This is a genomic window from Phaeobacter gallaeciensis (assembly GCF_001678945.1).
Classification (GTDB): domain Bacteria; phylum Pseudomonadota; class Alphaproteobacteria; order Rhodobacterales; family Rhodobacteraceae; genus Phycobacter; species Phycobacter gallaeciensis_A.
In genome coordinates this window covers 3,466,610-3,484,918 of record NZ_CP015124.1, presented here as the reverse complement: position 1 = coordinate 3,484,918, position 18,309 = coordinate 3,466,610, and the positions used below count along the sequence as shown (strand labels likewise).

The following is an 18,309-nucleotide window of genomic DNA, read 5'->3' as shown; positions in this document are numbered from 1 at the left end:
CTGCTCAAGATGGCTGTGCGGGGTGCATTTCTTCAGTATAATCCCATGCAGACAGGGTCAAAACTATTCTGCCCCGCCGGGCGTGCTGGCTCTGGACGCTGTTGCAAAGGGGGCGTCTTCGCAATGCTCTGCTATGCTAAATGGCCCGTTTTGTTGAAGGCCCTCATGTTGAAGGAAAGAGTATGATGTTTACCCCCCTGTCCCGAAATCTTCTGGTTCCGCTGGCCTGTGCCCTGACACTGGGGACGCCCGCCCTGGCCGATCCGCCCTTTACCACCGCGGCAGAGGTCAAGCCGATCCTGGCAGCCACCCGCGCCAACTGGATCTCGGTCCGGGATTTCAACGGACAGGATCTGGTCTATGTCACCCACCTGTGGTCCTGGCGCTGCGGGCTGGCACGGATCCGGCTATCGATCAACGATGGCGGCCCGGAAATCTGGCCTCTGCCGACCTGCCATCTGGATCAGGCCGCCCCGAACGCCATTCATGAGGAAGACGGCCTGCCCTACCGCGCCTTTGCCCCAGGCAGCGTCGAGACGATCACGATCGAGCTTACCTATGATGATATGACGGTCGAGACCCAGACCGTGAACCGGCAAGGGCAACCGGCCAGCCCCTGAGCAGACGGGCCCCGGGCCAATGGCCCCGGATCAGGCCGACAGCAGGGTCACGCCGGGGATCTGTGCGATCTGTTCCAGATCTTCCTCATAGAGGTATGACAGGGTGTCCATCAGATCCTCGGTCCAGCCCGGCAGATCGATTTCCTCTTCAATCGCCTCGTCGATGGCATATTTGCCCAGGAAGGCGGCGATCACCCGCTGTTTATGCGCCTCGGTCATGTCCCGGTGTTCATGCAGATAGGCGCGCAGCCGTTTCATGCCTTCGGTGGACATGATCGAGGACAGCAGATCCATACCTCCCGAAATCCGCTCTTCCGAATTAAAGCCCATCATCTGCCGCAGGATCTGCGCCCAGTTCAGCGGCATATCCTCGTAACACCAGACGGTTATCGGCACATCCGGCACCGCGGTACGCAGGCGCAGCAGCAGGTTCGACCAGCGCAGGGCCACCGGGTCGCTGCTTTGCAGAACCTGATCGACACGCTGCGGACTGGCATCCGCCAGAAGGGTCGGCAACAGGCTGCCGGGATCGCGCAGCCCCATATGGATTTCCAGCTGATCTTCCGGGAACAGCCGCGCAAGCGCCCCCATACGCATTTCCGCTTCAGGGTAGAAGTTATGCCCCTCAAGCGCCTGCCGCTGCGAGCCGAAGAAATGCGGGTTGGACAGGATCACCCGGTCTGCATGTTCCTGCTCCAGGATCGAATCCCAAAGGACCTCGCCAGAGTCCGGCGCCGGAGTTCCAGTCAGAAGCGCCCCCATGCAATCCTTCAGCAGGTAACGGTACTTGCCGGGACCGGGAATAGCGACACCGCGTTTCGCCGCCGCCTCCTTGTTGTTCAAAAGTGTCTTCAGCAACCGGTCTTCTTCGGTGCCATGTGCACCCACGTGGAGGATGACCTGCATGAAATCGGGGCCTTGCTTGTGCGATGATTTAACGGGTTAAAGGCTTACTCCGCCTGCGTTCAAAGGTCAAACGAGGCGCCCCTATGCCCTGCAGGCCCGCGCGGCCAGTGGCCTGCACAAACCAGACGCAGGAATTGCACATTGCTTGCGTTTTCCATCTTGCAGGCTGCGCCCAATATCGCTAATTCCCCGGCAGCGCCCCTATAGCTCAGCTGGTAGAGCAACTGATTTGTAATCAGTAGGTCCGCGGTTCGAGTCCGTGTGGGGGCACCACTCCTTCATCTAAGATATCGTTTTACGTTAGCTTTTGGCCTGATCAAGGCGAGGCGTAGAACAAATTGGAGACCATTTCGCACAGCTATGTCTTCGTGAAGGAAGGTATCTACTACTTACCCCCGTATGCCGGTGGACCTCCGACAGCACTACTCTTCGGGAAAAATCTCCTAGTCCCTGCGGACCAGGTCCCGCGTCATCGCTCTCTCGCGGGCAAACAGGGCTGCCTGCAAACTCCACGAATTCTGGTATCGCCTCCGCACTCAGGATGCGGAACTCCCAAGCAACCACTTTCTTCGGCATAGTCTGACCCCGCAAGCTCCTCTCTCGTCGGCAGACGCCTCTGTCACGTATGATGTTCTGACGCTGTCGGAGGCGATGTTGACGTATCTGCGTCTCAAAGGTCAGCCGTGAACGGATCGTTCTCCTTGTCGGCTCGGCAGCATGGGCATCGCAGAGGGGCTATGGGTGGACCGATCACGCGCTGTGCTCTCCCCTGTCCCGCACAGCATTCAGAGCAAAAACATCTCGGCGCCGGACCGCGATCAAATGGACGCCCCATCCCGATCAGGCCGGTCTGAGCGCCGAGGTACGTGGCAGCAGTCAATGAAGCATTCACAGCTTCGTTAGTTCAGCTTTACCCTTTGTTAGACGCGTCTGCGCAATATGGGATTAATCGCATTTGCCTCAAATAAGGAAATCTAAAAGTTGGCCGAAAATCAGATGCCGCATTCGCCTCAGGACAACACCTCTCAGGCTGCGCACGGCGCAGAGAAACTTGTAGAGCTCGCAAAATCCATGCCTCTGACCGATGGGGGCCGCAGGACGTCGCAGATGCTGTCCCAGGCCCTTGCGCTTGATCCCCGGAACCACGAGGCGCAGATTTTCCAGGAACGGCTGCACCAGATGTTCGTGCCGCGCTGGCATTTCCCGATGCTGGCGGATACGGCCCGCAACAGCGCCTATGCCAAGGCGATCGCAGCGAAGGTAAAACCGGGCGATGTGGTGCTGGACATCGGCTGCGGCGCCGGTCTAACGGCGATGCTGGCCGCGCGCGCCGGGGCGAAACACGTCTACACCTGCGAACAGCAGCCGCTGATCGCCGAGGCCGCAACTCGCGTCATCGCTGACAATGGTCTCTCTGACCGCATCACCGTGATCCCGAAATGGTCGCATGAGATCGTCATTGGTGAGGACATGCCAGAAGCGGCAGATGTGGTGATTTCGGAAATCGTCGACACGGTCCTTCTGGGGGAAGGCGCGCTGGCAACACTGACCCATGCCATGGGCGCTCTGGCCAAGCCCGAGGCGCGCGCCATCCCGGAACGCGGTACCCTGGTGGCGCAAGCCGTGGAAAGCGATCAGTTGCTTGATCTGTGGCGCCCGCAACGGGCGGAAGGCTTTGATCTCAGTGCCTTTCACCACTTTGCCCGCGTTGCGCAGATCACCCCGAACGATTTCGCGGCCTGCAACCTGCGCCCGCTGGGGCCAACGACGGAGCTGTTCCACTTCGATTTCACCCGGCCCAGCCTCAAACCGGCCCGCACCACGGCGGATCTGACCTGCACGGAGGCAGGCACCCTGCAGGCCGTGCTTGTCAGCTTCGAGATGGAGCTGGCTCCGGGAATCCAGGTGGACAACGGACTGGCCTCTGACGGCCATTGGGGCCGAACGGCCTATCTGCTGGATCAGCCCGCCAAGGCCTGGCCGGGGCTGCAGTTTGCCGTGACCGCCCAGCACGATTCCGCACAGCTGAGCCTGTCGGTCCATGAGGACGAGCTGCGCACAAAAGTAGCCGATCAGGCTGCTGTCTGGATGCACCCGGCCTGGAACCTGCGCCCCGCACCGCAGGCGGATGCCGCTCTTGCCGCCGATGCCGCCCCGATCTGGGGGCAGACCCCTCCCACAGGTATCGAGCATCAGGGCCCCTCTTTCCACTAGGCCCGCTTCTCACGAAGAATGCCCCCATGCAGCGCCGCGCCCCCCGCCCGGCGCTGCATTCACTTGGGCCGCATGTGTTTTGGAGCCAATGTCAGAGGCGCCATCCCCTTCTCACGACGGCCTCCCCGGCACAGGCTAGGAATAACTCACAGGCCAGGAATAATTTCCCACGACCTGCGCGGGTTGCAGGTAGCCTGTCCCGATTTCACCGGTTTGCGTTGTGTGGGCGCCCGTGCTGCCCTACACCTGTGGCAAGTCACGATTTCAGGGAGAGAGACATATGACCGATGCCCCCAGCTACGGCTTTGATACATTGCAAATTCATGCCGGTGCACGACCCGATCCGGCCACTGGCGCCCGCCAGACCCCGATTTACCAGACCACCTCTTACGTCTTTCGCGACGCGGACCATGCGGCCGCTTTGTTCAACCTGCAAGAAGTCGGTTATATCTATTCGCGCCTGACCAATCCAACGGTTGCGGTGCTGCAAGAACGTCTGGCGACGCTTGAAGGCGGCGTCGGCGCGGTTTGCTGCTCTTCCGGCCATGCGGCGCAAATCCTGGCCCTGTTCCCGCTGATGGCGCCGGGCTGCAACGTGGTTGCCTCGACCCGGCTTTATGGCGGAACCGTCACCCAGTTCAGCCAGACAATCAAACGCTTTGGCTGGTCGGCGACCTTCGTCGACACCGACGATCTGGACGCCGTGCGAGATGCCATTGATGAGAACACCCGCGCGGTGTTCTGCGAATCCATCGCCAACCCGGGCGGCTATGTCACCGACATCCGCGCCCTGGCCGATGTGGCCGATGCTGCGGGGGTGCCGCTGATCGTCGACAACACCACCGCCACGCCATACCTGTGCAACCCGATTGCCCAGGGTGCCGCGCTGGTGGTGCATTCCACTACCAAATACCTCACCGGCAACGGCACAGTCACCGGCGGCGCGGTGATCGATTCCGGCAATTTCGACTGGTCCGCCTCGGACAAGTTCCCGTCCCTGTCGGCACCGGAACCGGCCTATCACGGGCTGAAGTTCCACGAGACCTTCGGCTCGCTCGCCTTCACCTTCCACGGCATCGCCATCGGGCTGCGCGATCTGGGCATGACGATGAACCCGCAGGCGGCGCATTACACGCTGATGGGCATCGAAACCCTGTCCCTGCGCATGCAGCGCCATTGTGACAATGCCATCAAGGTTGCCAGCTGGCTGGAGCAGGATGATCGCGTTGATTACGTAACCTATGCCGGCCTGCCCTCTTCGCCCTATTACGAACGGGCGCTGGCCTGCTACCCCAAGGGCACCAGCGGCTTGTTCACCTTCGCAGTGAAAGGCGGCTATGAGGCCTGTATCAAGCTGGTTGATGCGCTGGATATCTTCAGCCATGTGGCCAATCTCGGCGACACCCGCTCGCTGATCATCCACTCGGCCTCGACCACCCACCGCCAGCTGACACCCGAGCAGCAGGAAGCGGCCGGTGCAGGCCCCAACGTAGTGCGCATTTCCATCGGCATCGAAGATCCCGATGATCTGATCGCTGATCTGGATCAGGCCCTGACCAAAGCCTGCGGTTGATCCCGCGCCGCAGTTTGCAAACACAACAAAGGCCGGGCAAATCGCCCGGCCTTTTCATGTCTGGCACGTACTTTGTACGCTACCAATGTTATTCCAAACCCGGCACCCGCAGGTCAAAGACCACCGAGACGCTGTGTTCAAAACCAAGGCTTCCGGCCTCGACCGGCATCGACGATGAGCGGGCCATTTCCATCATCTTCATCGGACGCGGACCGCCACTGCCGCCATGTTCTGTGATCGAGCGTACCGGCCCCAGCTCCATCTCAGCCGCCTCGGCCAGTTGCCGCGCCTTGCGGATGGCATCGCGCACCGCATCGCCCCGGATCTGGTCAATGACCGCCGCGGAATCCGCAACGCCAAAGCTCAAGCCTCTGAAATTATTGGCTCCGGCGGCCAGTACCCGGTCCAGAACCGGTCCCAGATTATCCAGCTCCCGCACCCGGACCGCCAGCGTATTGCTGGCAACAAACCCGGTGATCTCGCGCTGTTCCCGGCCATCGGATGTGCGCCGGGCACTCCAGACCGGATCAATCGAAATCGATTGGGTCTGCATGTCCTCTGCGGCAATGCCCGCCTCACGCAGCCCGGCAATCACCGCCGTCATGTCCTCCGACACCTGACGCATGGCTATAGCCGCCTCTTCCGCCTCGGCGGTGACGCCCAAAGTGATGGTGGCCCGGTCCGGCGCAACCTCGGTGTGTGCCTCTCCGGTGACCACGATCTGGCGCGGGCCCGCTGCCTCCGCCAGCACCGCCCCGGTGGAGCAGGTCCAGATCATCAATGATGCAAGTATCGCCTTCGTCTTCATCTCAGCGTCTCCTGTGTTGTGCCCCAAGATGGGAGCGTTTCCTTGCCACAGACAAGGGCTCTTCCCGTCTTTTCCTTTTCCTCGGCGAACTCCTGCTTTAAGGTCTGCCCGCAAGGCCAGACGGGCACTTAGCGGTCCGGGCACATGGAATTTGGATGGTTTGACCGCACTATGAAACCGGGGTTTGCTCTCTCTCTGTCTTCGGAAGGCATTGCCTTTCTGCGCCGCGCCGCCGGCGGCTGGCGCAATATTGGCAAGGTGCCGCTGAGCCACCCGGATCTGCCTCGGGCATTGGCCGATCTGCGCATAGCCGGGGAGGCGCTGGCGGAGGGCGGCTCCACCTGTTGCAAGGTGGTGATTCCGAACGATCAGATCCGTTATCTGACCGTTGAAACCGGTACTGCCGACGCTCCCACCCGGCGCGAGATGGCGAAAAAGGCGCTAGAAGGCGCCACGCCCTACGCTGTGGCGGATCTGTCCTTTGATATCTCCGAAGACGGGCCGCTGACCCATGTGGCAGCCGTCGCCCGCGAAACCCTGGAAGAGGCCGAAGGCTTCGCGCTGGAACACGGGTTCATCCCGGCCAGTTTCGTAGCCGTACCCGGCGACATGGATTTTCTCGGGGAGCCGTTCTTTGGCGCCTCCACCGCGATCGGAGACGCCCCGATTGAGCCGGATGGCATCGCGGTTGTCGACATCGGGCCGGTCATGCCGCGGGCGCCCAAAGCCGCCGAAAAGAGCGCGCCGCAGGCCAAGAAGATTAGCGAGCCTGCCGGAAAAGAAACCGAGGCCCCCGCCGAGGCGACCCCAGTTCTCGCCGACGAAGCAGCGCCTGCAGCAGGCGCGCCGGATGAATCTCAGGAACCGGCCCCGGAGACCGCTGAGGAAAATCCAGCCGCAAAACCGGGTGTCCCTGACCAAGGCGCCGACAAAGACGCTGTTTCCGTTGCTGATACGCAGGCGGAAACGCCCGATGATGGCAAGACCGAGGCCCAGCCTCTACGCCCTGAGGACAAGACTGCCGGGGATAAGTCCCCGCGGATCGAAATCTCTGCGAAGGCTGGCGCCGAGGGCGCAGCAGAGGAAGAACCCGGCGAAGATCAGGGACCGGCCATGGGTTTCAGCACCCGGCGCCGGAAGGCAGACAGCGGCGCTGCGGCCCCTGCCCTCGCTGGCGCCACCCGCGCAGCACCGACGCCGGTGGCCGATCACAAGATCACCGCTCAGAAAGGGGGTCAGGGACCGCAGAAAACCGGTACCCCCGAGGGGCCTGCCGCTCCGGTCTCTAAGAAACAGCCCGACTCTGCCAGCGCGGCGCCCGCAACCCCGATCACGCCACCGCCAGGCCAGCCGCAAAGCGGCAAAAGCGAGAGCGCAGTTCCGGGGTTGCTGGCCCGCCTGCTGGGAAAGAAAGCCGGATCCGGAAAACCGGCACCAAGCCGCGCCCCGGCAAAACCGCGCAACATGGGACTGGTCCTGACGGTCCTCTTGGTGGTTTTCATGGTGACCGTCGCCGCGCTCGCCTTTGTGTCCCCGGGCGGATTGTTTGGCCGGTTCTCGGATCAGCCCGCTGCCGAGGATACCCCCCTGCGGGGCAGCAAGCCGGAACCGGCAGCGGAACCAGAGGCACCGCAGCCAGGCGATGCAACTCCGGCAGAAACCACAGTGCCAGAGATCCCGGACGAAGCACCTTCTGTGCCGCTGGCCTCCGCGGAACCTGCTGAAACCACACCTGCAGATCTAATGACGGCAGACACCGAAGACCGGCCCATTGCGCCGCAGGTCAGCGCCCTGCCGGACCAGCCGGACCCGGGTGTGACCTTCCTTCCCGACACCGAGGACACCCCCGGTACTGCAGACGCGCAGAATCAAGCCGATATCGAGACCGCACGGCTTGACCCCGAAGCCATCGCCGATGGTGTGCTGGATGACACCGCGACCGAAACAGAACCTGAAGCTCTCAGCGCCGAAGACCGCGCCTTGGAGCAGGCCGCGCAATATGCCGCCACCGGCATCTGGCAGGCGGTGCCCGAAATCGCGCAGGTCCCGGCGGTGGTGGATCTGGACGGTATCTATGTGGCCTCGATCGACGATACCGACCTGTCGCAGGACGCCGTCGCCCTGCCACCGCAACCGGATGCGAGCACCGATGACGCCCCGGATGTCGTCAGCTCTCCCGCTGCCGCAGGCAGTGCCATCGCGCTGGACCGGCGCGGGCTCGTCGAAGCCACGCCCGAAGGCACCGTGAACCCTGACGGCGTGATGGTTTTCCTGGGCCGCCCGCCGGTCGTGCCACCGCCTACACCGGAACGTATCGACCCCGCCGTGGCCGAGGCGGCAGCAGCCGCAGAGGCCGAAGCGGCCCGGCTTGAAGCCCTGTCGCAACTGCGCCCGCGTGCCCGGCCTGCCGACCTCACCGAACAGGTGGAACGGGCACAGCTGGGCGGGCGCAGCCGCGCCGAACTGGCCAGCCTGCGCCCGCGCATCCGCCCGGCCTCACTGAAGACCGAAGAACAGGAAAGCCAGCCCGCCACCGCGCTGGCTGTTGCCACCTCTGTCACCCCGCGGGCGCGGCCGACGAATTTCTCCAACATTGTTGACCGAGCTCAGCGCAGCACAACAGCCGTGGCCACCGCCGCAGCCGTGCCTGCCACCGTTACCCCGCGCCTGCCCAGCTCGGCCTCGGTGTCGCGGCAGGCCACCATCACCAATGCGATCAACCTGCGCCGCCTGAACCTGATCGGCGTCTATGGCACCTCTGCCGACCGTCGCGCACTGGTGCGCCTGCCGAGTGGCCGCTATCGCAAGGTCCAAGTCGGCGACCGTTTGGATGGTGGCCGTGTCGTCGCCATCGGCGATGCTCGGCTGCAATACCAGAAAAGCGGCCGCAACCACACGCTGGAAATGCCCGAGTAATACTGACCTGCAGCCGGTTCTTTCCGCCGTTCCTCCCTGCCCCCCACAAACTCCTCACGAAGGCATGCAAGAGCAAGTGTTGCGCTGACCACCTGGCATCATGTCCTCTACCGCACATTCACATGCGCTACCGACATGAAAAAACCGGCTCCCAAACAGGAGCCGGTCCAATCACTCTTTACACAATCAGACCAGACCGCGAGACCGCCAAAGGCAGCCCCGGATCCGCGCCGGATTACTCGGCGGCCTGGATTTCACCGTTGTTGATCTGCTCCTGCTCGATGGATTCAAACAGCGCCTTGAAGTTGCCCTCGCCAAAGCCATCGTCGCCTTTGCGCTGGATGAATTCGAAGAAGATCGGGCCGATCACAGTCTTGGAGAAGATCTGCAGCAGGATCTTGGTCTCACCGCCATCCACGACGCCTTCGCCGTCGATCAGGATACCGTGTTTCTTCATGCGCTCGATCGGTTCTTCGTGGCCCACGACGCGGTCATGGCTGAGGTCATAGTAGGTTTCCGGCGGGGCGGGCATGAAGTTGATGCCACGCTCGGAAATCTCGTCGGTGGAGTCGTAGATGTTCTCGGTACCCACGGCGATGTGCTGGATGCCTTCGCCCTTGTACTTTTTCAGGTAGGCGACGATCTGGCCGGTCTCGCCACGATCCTCGTTGATCGGGATGCGGATACGGCCACAGGGCGAGGTCAGCGCGCGGCTCAGAAGACCGGTGAATTTGCCTTCGATGTCGAAAAAGCGGATTTCCTTGAAGTTGAACAACTCGCCGTAGAACTTGAACCACTTGTCCATGTTGCCCTTGTAGACATTGTGGGTCAGGTGATCGAGGTAATAGAACCCCACGCCGCGCGGCTTGGATTGTTTCAGCCACTCGAATTCCTCGTTGTAGGGCGAGGTCTCATAGTACTGGTCGATGAAGTAGATCAGCGAGCCGCCGATGCCCTTGATCGCGGGCACATTCATGGTCTTGTCATCGCCTTCATAAGGCTCGGCGCCCTTGGCAACAGCGTGATCAAATGCCTTTTGCGCATCCACAACACGCCAGCCCATCGAAGGGGCGCAGGGGCCGTGCTCTTCGACGAACTTCTCGGCAAAGCTGCCCTTTTCAGCGTTCAGGATATAGGTGATATCGCCCTGCTGCCACAGCTCGACACCCGGCTTGGTCTTGTGGCGGCCCACCAGCTCGTAGCCCATCTTGGTGAAAAGGTCGCGCAGCTCCTGCGGCTCCGGACTGGCGAATTCGACGAATTCAAAACCATCGGTGCCTGCGGGGTTCTCTTCGCTGATGACGGATTTCGGGGCATTGTGCGGGAACGGACCCATGGGTGCTCCTCCTGATTGCGCGTTTCAATTCTGCTATAAAGATAGCGCGTTCGATACGCAGTGTTTGCGCATTAATTGGCCTCCTGATAGGATTTCATGCGCACTTACCGCATACTTTCCAGTCTTTTCGGGAATACCACGCATATGCTCGATTCTACCGACACCCGCCTTCTGGCCGCGTTGCAGAAGAACGCCCACCTCACGGCGCAGGAGCTGGGGGAGCTTTTGAACCTGTCACCCAGTCAGGCCGGACGGCGGCGGCAAAGGCTGGAGGCCGAAGGGTATATCCAGGGTTACGCGGCGCGGCTGGATGCGGCGAAACTGGGGCTGGCGGTGCAAGGATTTGTACAGGTGCATCTGGGCAGCCATGGCCCTGAACAATCGGCCAGCTTTGCCCGGCTGGTCAGCACCCGAGCCGAAATCACTTCAGCCTGGACCATGACCGGCGAGGCCGACTACCTGCTGAGGGTCTATTGCCGCGACCTTGAGGCGCTGAACACGCTGATCCACGATGTTCTGCTGACACACCCAGCCGTTGCGCGGGTGCAAAGCCAGATCGTAATGGCGCAGTTAAAACGCGATGCGCCCCTGCCGACTTAACGATACGGGAAGATTCTCACGCTAAAGATGCATTGCGCATGCCTAAAGCTGGGAACACCTAATGTCATTTGTCGACCGCCGTATTGAAACCCGCCCGTCCAGCGGAGAAGCCCCGTTCAAATTGAACGAAGTGTTTTTCTCTCGCACCGATAAGCGCGGAGTTATTGAGGCCGGAAACTATATTTTCCGGCGGGTTGCCGATTACGATTGGCCTGAACTGATCGGCGCACCGCACAAGGTGATCCGCCACCCGGATATGCCACGTGGCGTGTTCAAGCTGTTCTGGGACACCATCAAGGCCGACAAAACCATCGGCGCTTATGTCAAGAACCTGGCCAAGGACGGCCTGTACTATTGGGTCTTCGCCGTCGTGGTGCCCCACAAGGATGGCTATCTCTCCGCCCGGATCAAGCCGACCAGCCCGGTCTTTGAGGAGGTGCAGACCATCTACGAGACGATGCGCCTGGCGGAAGAGCAGGAAGGCCTCTCCCCCGACGAAAGCGCCGAAATCATGATGGAATGGGTGCGCAGCAAAGGGTTTGAAGACTACGATCAATTCGCAGCCCATGCTCTGTGCGAGGAATTCAAGGCCCGCGATGCGGCCCTCGGGAACCCGGTGGACGAAACGCTGCTGGCGCTTGCCCGAATGCTCGACAACGCCCAGGTCCTTGTTGATCAGACCGAAGGTCTGGTCAAGGATTTCGACGCTATGCACACGATCCCCCACAATCTGCGGGTCATTGCATCGCGTATCGAACCGGCTGGCGGTCCAGTCACCGTCCTGTCCCAGAACTACGGTTCCATGTCGCGCGAGATGTCCGATTGGTTCGCCGCCCATGTGATGGGCGAAAACAGCACCTTTGCCACCATCAAATCCACCGTCAACACCAGCCTGATGGTGCAATGCATCACCCGCATGCTGCAGGAGTGCGACCAACAGCTGAGCATGGAACGCCGCGCCCTGGGCGAGATCGATATGGCGCATGAACGCGCCGTTCTGAAGCAGATCGTGAATGACCAGCTGGACCGCAAACGCGTCGGCCAGGAAGACGTCAACCGCGAAGCAGACAGAATCATGCACGCCTGCCAGGTCATGCACCGCCAGTTCCTTGGCCTCAGCTCGACCCGGGTGCTGTGTAAGATCGAAAGCGCACGCCTCCCGGAATCGGGCGAAACCTTGTCGGACATCATCGACCAGCTTGGCGTCTTCCAGCGCCGGATTTCCGAGCGGCTGGAGCGGATCGAGAAACTGTCCGGCGACATCCGCATCCACGAGAAATAACACCATGCCCGGGCCTGTCGCGGAACAGGCGCAATAGGCCCGGCCTACATCCCCAAGCTGCCCTAACCCGTTGCCAAGGCGGCTGTCGCTTGCCATACCTTCGGCATGGACGCGTTTCTCTACCAAGCCTCGATTTACCTCGCCGCCGCCGTCATCGCGGTCCCAATCGCAGCGCGCTTGGGGCTCGGTTCGGTGCTGGGATACCTTGCAGCCGGCATCCTAATCGGACCAGTCTTCGGCTTTGTCGGCTCTGAAACCCAGGACCTGCAGCATTTTGCCGAATTTGGCGTCGTGATGATGCTGTTCCTGATCGGCCTGGAGCTTGAGCCGCGGGCACTCTGGGCCATGCGGCACAAGCTATTGGGTCTTGGCGGTTTGCAAGTCCTGTTCAGTACCCTGGCCCTGATGGGCGCTGCCATGGCCGCCGGGGAGCCTTGGCAGGTGAGCCTTGCAATCGGCCTCGCGCTATCGCTTTCCTCAACCGCGATCGTGCTGCAGACCCTGTCAGAAAAGGGCCTGATGCAGACCGGCGGCGGACGGGCCAGCTTCTCGGTGCTGCTGACGCAGGATATCGCCGTCATTCCGATCCTTGCTTTCCTGCCGCTGCTGGCGACCACCGGTGGCCCGCAAATCGGCTCCGACGGGTCGATCCAGCGCGCCGCCGAGGCCGGTCACAACGGTGGGCATGGCTCGCTGTCTCTGGTTGAAGGCATGCCCGGCTGGGCCGTGACTCTGATCACCATTGCCGCTGTTGCCTTTATCATCCTGGCCGGGATCTATCTGACCCGCCCGCTGTTCCGCTTTATTCATGCCTCCAACCTGCGGGAAATGTATACCGCGCTGGCGCTGCTGATCGTTGTCGGGATCTCCTTCCTGATGACGCTGGTCGGCCTGTCCCCGGCGCTTGGTGCCTTTCTGGCCGGTGTGGTTCTGGCCAACTCCGAGTTCCGGCACGAGCTGGAAAGCGACCTAAACCCTTTCAAAGGGCTGCTTCTGGGGTTGTTCTTCATCACCGTCGGCGCCGGGATCAACTACCGCCTGTTCCTCGCCAGCCCCGGCGATCTGATCGGCCTCGCGCTGCTGGTGATCGTCGCCAAGGGGCTGGTGCTTTATTTCGTCGGCCGCGCCTTCGGCCTGCGCCGCCGGGCGCATTGGCTGTTCACACTGGGGCTGGCGCAGGCAGGTGAATTCGGCTTCGTGCTGCTTGCCTTTTCCCGGCAGCTCAACGTTATCCCACCCGCCCTGTCGGAAAAACTGTTGCTGATCATCGCCCTGTCGATGCTGATCACGCCGCTGCTGTTCATTGCCTATGACCTGTTGTCCAAACGGTTGGGCGAGGCGCGGGTGGAGCATGCCCCGGATGAAATCGACGAGGAAGGCCCCGTGATCATTGCCGGCATCGGCCGATTTGGCCAAATCGTCAACCGGCTGGTCCGCGCCAGCGGCTTCAAGACGGTGCTGCTCGACAACGACATGGAAGCCGTTCAACTGATGCGCCGTTTCGGCGTCAAAAGCTTTCTTGGCGATCCAACCCGGCCCGAGCTACTGAAGGCCGCCGGCATTGCGAAGGCCAAGATCCTTGTGGTGGCGCTGGATGATCCGGAGAACACCGTGAAACTGGTGGACTATGTGCGGCGCAACTACCCCGATATCCACATCATCGCCCGGGCCTATGACCGGCATCACGTTTTCGATCTGTATCAGGCCGGTGCCAATGACATCGTGCGGGAAATGTTCGATAGCTCCCTGCGTGCCGGGCGTTACGTGCTGGAGCGGATTGGCCTCAGCGAATATGAGGCCGCGCAGGCCGAACAGACCTTCTATGCCCATGATCGCCTGACCATCCGCGAGCTGGCAAAGCACTGGGTGCCCGGCACTCCGGCCAGTGAAAACAAGGCCTATATCGCCCGCGCGCGCGAGTTGGAAAAGGATCTGGAGACGGCCCTCTTGGAACTGGCCGAGCAGAAGGACCAAAAGTCCTCCTGATCGCGGCCAGATCGCCCGGCTGATGGGCCATTAGCCGTCGGTAACGCCCGCCTCGGCAAAGGTCGCCATGCCGCTGTGGCAGGCGATTGCGCCCTTCAGGATCTGAATCGCCAGAGCCGCACCAGAGCCTTCGCCAAGGCGCAGTCCCAAGGTAAGCAGCGGCTCCTTGCCGAGCTTGTCCAGCAGCATCACATGCGCCGCCTCTGCACCCTTGTGACCCGCCACCGCGTGATCGAGCGCGCCCTCATGCGTTTTCAGCAGGCAGGCCGCTGCGGAACAGCAGATATAGCCATCCAGGATCACCGGAATGCGCAGCATCCGGGCCGCCGCGATGGCACCGGCCATGGCGGCAATCTCACGCCCGCCAAGACATGCCAGCGCATCCAGACCATCCTTGATCTGGGGACCATGCAGGGCGACGCCCTCGGCCACCACCCGGCTCTTGTTGGCCAGCCCGGCATCATCGACGCCGGTGCCACGCCCGGTCCAGCCGGCTGCAGCGCCGCCGAACAACGCGCAGGACAGGGCCGCCGCGGCGGTGGTGTTGCCGATGCCCATTTCGCCCACCACCAGCAGATCCGCCGTGGGGTCCACCGCCTCCCAACCCGCCTGCAAGGCGCTGAGCAGCTCAGCCTCGCTCATCGCGGGGGCCTTGGTGAAATCCTGCGTTGGCCGGTCAAGGTCCAGCGCATGCACATCCATGCGCGCGCCGGCGAATTCTGCGAGCTGATTGATCGCCGCCCCGCCATGTTCGAAATTCAGAACCATCTGGGCGGTCACCTCGGCCGGAAAGGCAGACACACCCTGCGCCGTCACGCCGTGATTACCGGCAAAGACGATCACCTGCGGCGCGGTTATGGCCGGTCGGTCGCTGCCGCGCCAGCCCGCATACCAGATCGCAAGGTCCTCCAGCCGACCCAGTGCCCCGGGTGGTTTGGTCAGCTGCCCATTGCGCGCTTCGGCGCCCTGCGTTGCGGAGGCATCTGCTGCCGGTGCCGCACCAAGCTGGGCACGAAAGTCATCAAGAGAAGATATCTGGGGCAGCATGGATCAGCCTCGTTGCATAGGGTTACGGTACGCGGGTAAAGCGGTTGGGCACCTGTTTAACCGCTCGCCCCCCCGCTGCAAGTCCCGCAAGAGGCCCGCAAATGCGAAAAACCGACATCCGCGCAGCCGACATTCCCCTGGCGCTGGTTCTGCTGACCCGCCTGCCCCTGCCGCACCTGTCGGCAGAGACGTTCAAACGGCAATCGGCAGCGGTCTGGGCCTTTCCGCTGGCGGGCGTCACCGTCGCCTTGCCCGCCACGATTGCGGCCAGCCTGGCCCTCACGCTTGGCCTGCCGCCGTTGGTTGCCGCCGGGCTAGCGCTGGCAATGCAGATCCTGCTCACCGGCGCCATGCACGAGGATGGCCTAGCCGACACCGCCGATGGGCTGTGGGGCGGGTTCGAGCAGGCGCGTCGGCTGGAGATCATGAAGGACAGCCAGATCGGCACCTATGGGGTGCTGGCGCTGATCCTCGGGCTGGGGCTGCGCTGGGTGGCGATGGCCGCCCTTTTGGAGACCGCAGGCCCCTGGCCGCTGCTGGCGCTGGCCATGCTCAGCCGGGCTGCCATGCCGGTTCTGATGTACGCCCTGCCCCATGCGCGCGCCGATGGCCTGTCCCGCTGCGTCGGGCGCCCCCGCGCCCTGCCCGTTTTGCTGGGCGGGGTTCTGGCACTGGGTCAGGCGCTGCCATTCATCGCCTTGTCGCAGCTCTTGGCCGTGGCCGTGATCATGGCGCTGGTCACGGCAGGTCTTGGCGCGCTGTCGCGGGCCAAGATCGGCGGTCAGACCGGCGATATTCTGGGCGCGACCCAGCAACTGTGTGAGCTTACCGGCCTGCTGGTCTTGCTGGCGCTCTGAGGAGTCACTCGACGCCAGTGGTCAGGATCTTCAGCTGTTCGCCGCAATGCTTGCAATGGACCGCGTCGATATCGTGCCGCGTCAGGCCACAGGTAGGACAGGTATAACGCACCTTCTGCGGCTGAAAGATCGCCTGCGCCAGCCGCACGAACAGCGCCACCCCCACCACCATGACAAAAACCGAAAACATCTTGCCCGCCGGAGAGGCCATGGTGATATCGCCAAACCCGGTGGTGGTCAGCGTCGCAACGGTGAAATAGAGCGCATCCACATAGGGCGACTGGGTCTGGGTCTCATCGATAAAGAAGATCAGCACCGCCATGGCGGTGGCAAAGATGAAAACGAAGAGGTTGATCCCGGCCAGAAGCGCATCCTCGTTACGGCGGAAGAATTCGCTGTCGCGGCGCAGGTCGCGGAGCAGATGGTAGGAATGGATAAGCCGCAGCGCCCGCAGGATCCGCAAAAAAGCCAGGCTGCCGGAGAACAACGGATCCAGCAGCAGGGTCACGATCACCGTCACATCGGCCAGCGTATAGATCTGCCACAGGAAGGCCTTGCGGTTACGGGCGATCCACAGCCGCGCCGCCAGATCCAGCCCGATGATAACGCCGAGCAGCTGGCTGATCGCGATCAACATCGGGCCATGATCGACATGCGCCGTGGCAATGAAGAACAGGATCGACAGCCCATCAAAGATAATGATGCCATAGCGGAACCGCACCGCACCGGGCGAGGCGCCCTCGTAAAGGGTGTTGATGCGTTTCTTCAGGTTCTGCATGCCCGCTGTGCCCCTGCTCTGCCCCAATCCTGGCTCAACAGAACATCCGGAAAAACAAAGGGCCGCGCAACCCGGCGCGGCCCTTTGTTTTTGCATGTGTCTTTCGGTGTCCGGCTGTTTCCGGCAGCCTCAGGCCGCAGCAGCGCGTGAGGTCAGAACCTCATCCACCTGTTTGGCAGCCGAGATTTCGTCACCATCGGCAACGGCAGCCACTTCGCGGGTCAGACGCTCCAGCGCCGCCTCGTACAGCTGACGCTCGGAATAGCTTTGCTCGCGCTGATCGTCGGTGCGGTGCAGGTCGCGGACCACTTCGGCGATGGCGATCAGATCGCCGGAGTTGATCTTCTGTTCGTATTCCTGCGCGCGGCGGGACCACATGGCCCGCTTGACCTTGGCCTTGCCCTTGAGGGTCTTCATGGCCTGGTTGATCACATCGGGAGAGCTGAGCGAGCGCATGCCCACTTCGACCGCCTTGTTGGTCGGCACCCGCAGGGTCATCTTGTCCTTTTCAAAGGTGATTACGAAAAGCTCCAGCGCAAAGCCGGCCACTTCCTGCTCCTCGATCGAGATGATCTGGCCGACACCATGCGCCGGGTAAACCACATACTCATTGGGGCGGAATTCGAGCTTCTTCGATTTTGTCATACAGGTCTTTCCTCGCAATAAGCCGGATGCATGTTCCGGCACGACAACGACAAAGAGTGGTCACCGGGTCACTTGCAGTGATCCGCGCGCCACGCGATAGTCGCAGAAAATATGCCCGTAGAGTGTGAATAGGCATTCAAACAGTCGGGCAACATCTCGTGTTCTGTTCATCTCGGAGAGAGATAATACCACAAAATCGGGGTATTCGGAAGTCACCCTTACAACGCCGGGCAAACACCTGCGTGTTATAGGCGATTCGGACCTGATCCATGCGTTTCACACTCTGCCACACCCAAATGAGGCAAAAGCCCGCGAATCGCGTGAAAACCAGAGGATCAACTGGCAGAGCTTGGCTGCTCAGCCACCCTCGCCAGGAGCTTCGGAGAAGTATTTCTCCATCTTGCCCTCTTCACCGTCGCGGTCTTCTGCGCCGGGCATCGGGTCTTTCTTGGAGACGATCACCGGCCACATCTCGGAATACTTGCGGTTGAACTCAACCCATTTGTCCATGTCCGGCTCGGTATCCGGGCGGATCGCGTCGGCGGGGCATTCTGGTTCACAGACACCGCAGTCAATGCATTCATCCGGGTGGATGACTAGCGTGTTCTCGCCTTCGTAGAAACAGTCTACAGGGCAGACCTCAACACAATCGGTGTATTTGCAGGCGATGCAGTTTTCCGTAACGACATAGGTCATAGTGCCAGGTCCCGTTTTCTGTTTGGCGTCTAGCTAATCCAGAGC

At 61.9% G+C, this 18,309-nt stretch carries 15 protein-coding genes and 1 tRNA gene; 9 read left to right on the top strand and 7 right to left on the bottom strand.

Annotated features, from left to right (window positions below):
* Nucleotides 1–182: 182 nt before the first annotated feature.
* Nucleotides 183–620, top strand: coding sequence for a hypothetical protein (locus JL2886_RS16490; protein WP_237028390.1), 438 nt, complete (start codon nucleotides 183–185; stop codon nucleotides 618–620).
* A 30-nt stretch (nucleotides 621–650) separates the two neighbouring features.
* On the opposite strand, the gene JL2886_RS16485 is transcribed toward JL2886_RS16490, so the two are convergent.
* Entirely contained in the window at nucleotides 651–1,526 is an 876-nt protein-coding gene (locus JL2886_RS16485) for a hypothetical protein (protein ID WP_065272992.1), read from the bottom strand.
* A 197-nt stretch (nucleotides 1,527–1,723) separates the two neighbouring features.
* Between JL2886_RS16485 and JL2886_RS16480 the strand changes: the two genes are divergently transcribed.
* The 3 genes from JL2886_RS16480 to JL2886_RS16470 all read left to right on the top strand — a co-directional run bounded on the left by JL2886_RS16480 (nucleotide 1,724) and on the right by JL2886_RS16470 (nucleotide 5,313).
* Nucleotides 1,724–1,799, top strand: a tRNA-Thr gene (locus tag JL2886_RS16480).
* 708 nt (nucleotides 1,800–2,507) lie between these two features.
* Nucleotides 2,508–3,740 (top strand): 50S ribosomal protein L11 methyltransferase, encoded by a 1,233-nt coding sequence (locus JL2886_RS16475; RefSeq protein WP_420480631.1) that lies wholly within the window; start codon nucleotides 2,508–2,510, stop codon nucleotides 3,738–3,740.
* Between the two features lie 280 nt (nucleotides 3,741–4,020).
* A complete protein-coding gene (locus tag JL2886_RS16470) occupies nucleotides 4,021–5,313 on the top strand; it encodes an O-acetylhomoserine aminocarboxypropyltransferase/cysteine synthase family protein (protein ID WP_065272991.1) in 1,293 nt (430 codons plus the stop codon).
* An 88-nt stretch (nucleotides 5,314–5,401) separates the two neighbouring features.
* Here JL2886_RS16470 and JL2886_RS16465 read toward each other — a convergent pair whose 3' ends face one another.
* Complete coding sequence (locus tag JL2886_RS16465; RefSeq protein WP_065272990.1) at nucleotides 5,402–6,121, bottom strand: SIMPL domain-containing protein; 720 nt, start codon at nucleotides 6,119–6,121, stop codon at nucleotides 5,402–5,404.
* A gap of 144 nt (nucleotides 6,122–6,265) precedes the next feature.
* Between JL2886_RS16465 and JL2886_RS16460 the strand changes: the two genes are divergently transcribed.
* Nucleotides 6,266–9,037 (top strand): hypothetical protein, encoded by a 2,772-nt coding sequence (locus JL2886_RS16460; protein WP_237028389.1) that lies wholly within the window; start codon nucleotides 6,266–6,268, stop codon nucleotides 9,035–9,037.
* A gap of 235 nt (nucleotides 9,038–9,272) precedes the next feature.
* On the opposite strand, the gene hppD is transcribed toward JL2886_RS16460, so the two are convergent.
* The gene (gene hppD / locus JL2886_RS16455) at nucleotides 9,273–10,373 is read right to left on the bottom strand and encodes a 4-hydroxyphenylpyruvate dioxygenase (protein ID WP_065272988.1); all 1,101 of its coding nucleotides are present in this window, start codon (nucleotides 10,371–10,373) and stop codon (nucleotides 9,273–9,275) included.
* Nucleotides 10,374–10,517: 144 nt separating this feature from the next.
* Between hppD and JL2886_RS16450 the strand changes: the two genes are divergently transcribed.
* The 3 genes from JL2886_RS16450 (at nucleotide 10,518) to JL2886_RS16440 (ending at nucleotide 14,241) form a co-directional block, all read left to right on the top strand.
* Nucleotides 10,518–10,973 (top strand): Lrp/AsnC family transcriptional regulator, encoded by a 456-nt coding sequence (locus JL2886_RS16450; RefSeq protein ID WP_065272987.1) that lies wholly within the window; start codon nucleotides 10,518–10,520, stop codon nucleotides 10,971–10,973.
* Between the two features lie 61 nt (nucleotides 10,974–11,034).
* Nucleotides 11,035–12,255 carry a PAS domain-containing protein gene (locus JL2886_RS16445; protein WP_065272986.1) on the top strand — a complete coding sequence of 407 codons (1,221 nt, stop codon included), beginning with the start codon at nucleotides 11,035–11,037 and terminating at the stop codon, nucleotides 12,253–12,255.
* A 105-nt stretch (nucleotides 12,256–12,360) separates the two neighbouring features.
* The gene (locus tag JL2886_RS16440) at nucleotides 12,361–14,241 is read left to right on the top strand and encodes a monovalent cation:proton antiporter-2 (CPA2) family protein (RefSeq protein WP_065272985.1); all 1,881 of its coding nucleotides are present in this window, start codon (nucleotides 12,361–12,363) and stop codon (nucleotides 14,239–14,241) included.
* Nucleotides 14,242–14,271: 30 nt separating this feature from the next.
* On the opposite strand, the gene cobT is transcribed toward JL2886_RS16440, so the two are convergent.
* Nucleotides 14,272–15,288, bottom strand: a complete 1,017-nt coding sequence (gene cobT / locus JL2886_RS16435; protein ID WP_065272984.1) for a nicotinate-nucleotide--dimethylbenzimidazole phosphoribosyltransferase — start codon at nucleotides 15,286–15,288, stop codon at nucleotides 14,272–14,274.
* A 101-nt stretch (nucleotides 15,289–15,389) separates the two neighbouring features.
* Between cobT and JL2886_RS16430 the strand changes: the two genes are divergently transcribed.
* Complete coding sequence (locus JL2886_RS16430; protein WP_065272983.1) at nucleotides 15,390–16,145, top strand: adenosylcobinamide-GDP ribazoletransferase; 756 nt, start codon at nucleotides 15,390–15,392, stop codon at nucleotides 16,143–16,145.
* 4 nt (nucleotides 16,146–16,149) lie between these two features.
* Here JL2886_RS16430 and JL2886_RS16425 read toward each other — a convergent pair whose 3' ends face one another.
* The 3 genes from JL2886_RS16425 to fdxA all read right to left on the bottom strand — a co-directional run bounded on the left by JL2886_RS16425 (nucleotide 16,150) and on the right by fdxA (nucleotide 18,264).
* Nucleotides 16,150–16,923 carry an ion channel gene (locus JL2886_RS16425; protein ID WP_065272982.1) on the bottom strand — a complete coding sequence of 258 codons (774 nt, stop codon included), beginning with the start codon at nucleotides 16,921–16,923 and terminating at the stop codon, nucleotides 16,150–16,152.
* 129 nt (nucleotides 16,924–17,052) lie between these two features.
* Nucleotides 17,053–17,568, bottom strand: a complete 516-nt coding sequence (locus JL2886_RS16420) for a CarD family transcriptional regulator (RefSeq protein WP_065272981.1) — start codon at nucleotides 17,566–17,568, stop codon at nucleotides 17,053–17,055.
* Between the two features lie 357 nt (nucleotides 17,569–17,925).
* Nucleotides 17,926–18,264 carry a ferredoxin FdxA gene (gene fdxA, locus JL2886_RS16415; protein WP_065272980.1) on the bottom strand — a complete coding sequence of 113 codons (339 nt, stop codon included), beginning with the start codon at nucleotides 18,262–18,264 and terminating at the stop codon, nucleotides 17,926–17,928.
* Nucleotides 18,265–18,309 lie beyond the last annotated feature (45 nt).

Coding starts and splice junctions, on each gene's coding strand:
- JL2886_RS16490 (WP_237028390.1), top strand. CDS start 183: ATGATGTTTACCCCCCTGTCCCGAAATCTTCTGGTTCCGCTGGCCTGT.
- JL2886_RS16485 (WP_065272992.1), bottom strand. CDS start 1,526: ATGCAGGTCATCCTCCACGTGGGTGCACATGGCACCGAAGAAGACCGG.
- JL2886_RS16470 (WP_065272991.1), top strand. CDS start 4,021: ATGACCGATGCCCCCAGCTACGGCTTTGATACATTGCAAATTCATGCC.
- JL2886_RS16465 (WP_065272990.1), bottom strand. CDS start 6,121: ATGAAGACGAAGGCGATACTTGCATCATTGATGATCTGGACCTGCTCC.
- JL2886_RS16460 (WP_237028389.1), top strand. CDS start 6,266: ATGGAATTTGGATGGTTTGACCGCACTATGAAACCGGGGTTTGCTCTC.
- hppD (WP_065272988.1), bottom strand. CDS start 10,373: ATGGGTCCGTTCCCGCACAATGCCCCGAAATCCGTCATCAGCGAAGAG.
- JL2886_RS16450 (WP_065272987.1), top strand. CDS start 10,518: ATGCTCGATTCTACCGACACCCGCCTTCTGGCCGCGTTGCAGAAGAAC.
- JL2886_RS16445 (WP_065272986.1), top strand. CDS start 11,035: ATGTCATTTGTCGACCGCCGTATTGAAACCCGCCCGTCCAGCGGAGAA.
- JL2886_RS16440 (WP_065272985.1), top strand. CDS start 12,361: ATGGACGCGTTTCTCTACCAAGCCTCGATTTACCTCGCCGCCGCCGTC.
- cobT (WP_065272984.1), bottom strand. CDS start 15,288: ATGCTGCCCCAGATATCTTCTCTTGATGACTTTCGTGCCCAGCTTGGT.
- JL2886_RS16430 (WP_065272983.1), top strand. CDS start 15,390: ATGCGAAAAACCGACATCCGCGCAGCCGACATTCCCCTGGCGCTGGTT.
- JL2886_RS16425 (WP_065272982.1), bottom strand. CDS start 16,923: ATGCAGAACCTGAAGAAACGCATCAACACCCTTTACGAGGGCGCCTCG.
- JL2886_RS16420 (WP_065272981.1), bottom strand. CDS start 17,568: ATGACAAAATCGAAGAAGCTCGAATTCCGCCCCAATGAGTATGTGGTT.
- fdxA (WP_065272980.1), bottom strand. CDS start 18,264: ATGACCTATGTCGTTACGGAAAACTGCATCGCCTGCAAATACACCGAT.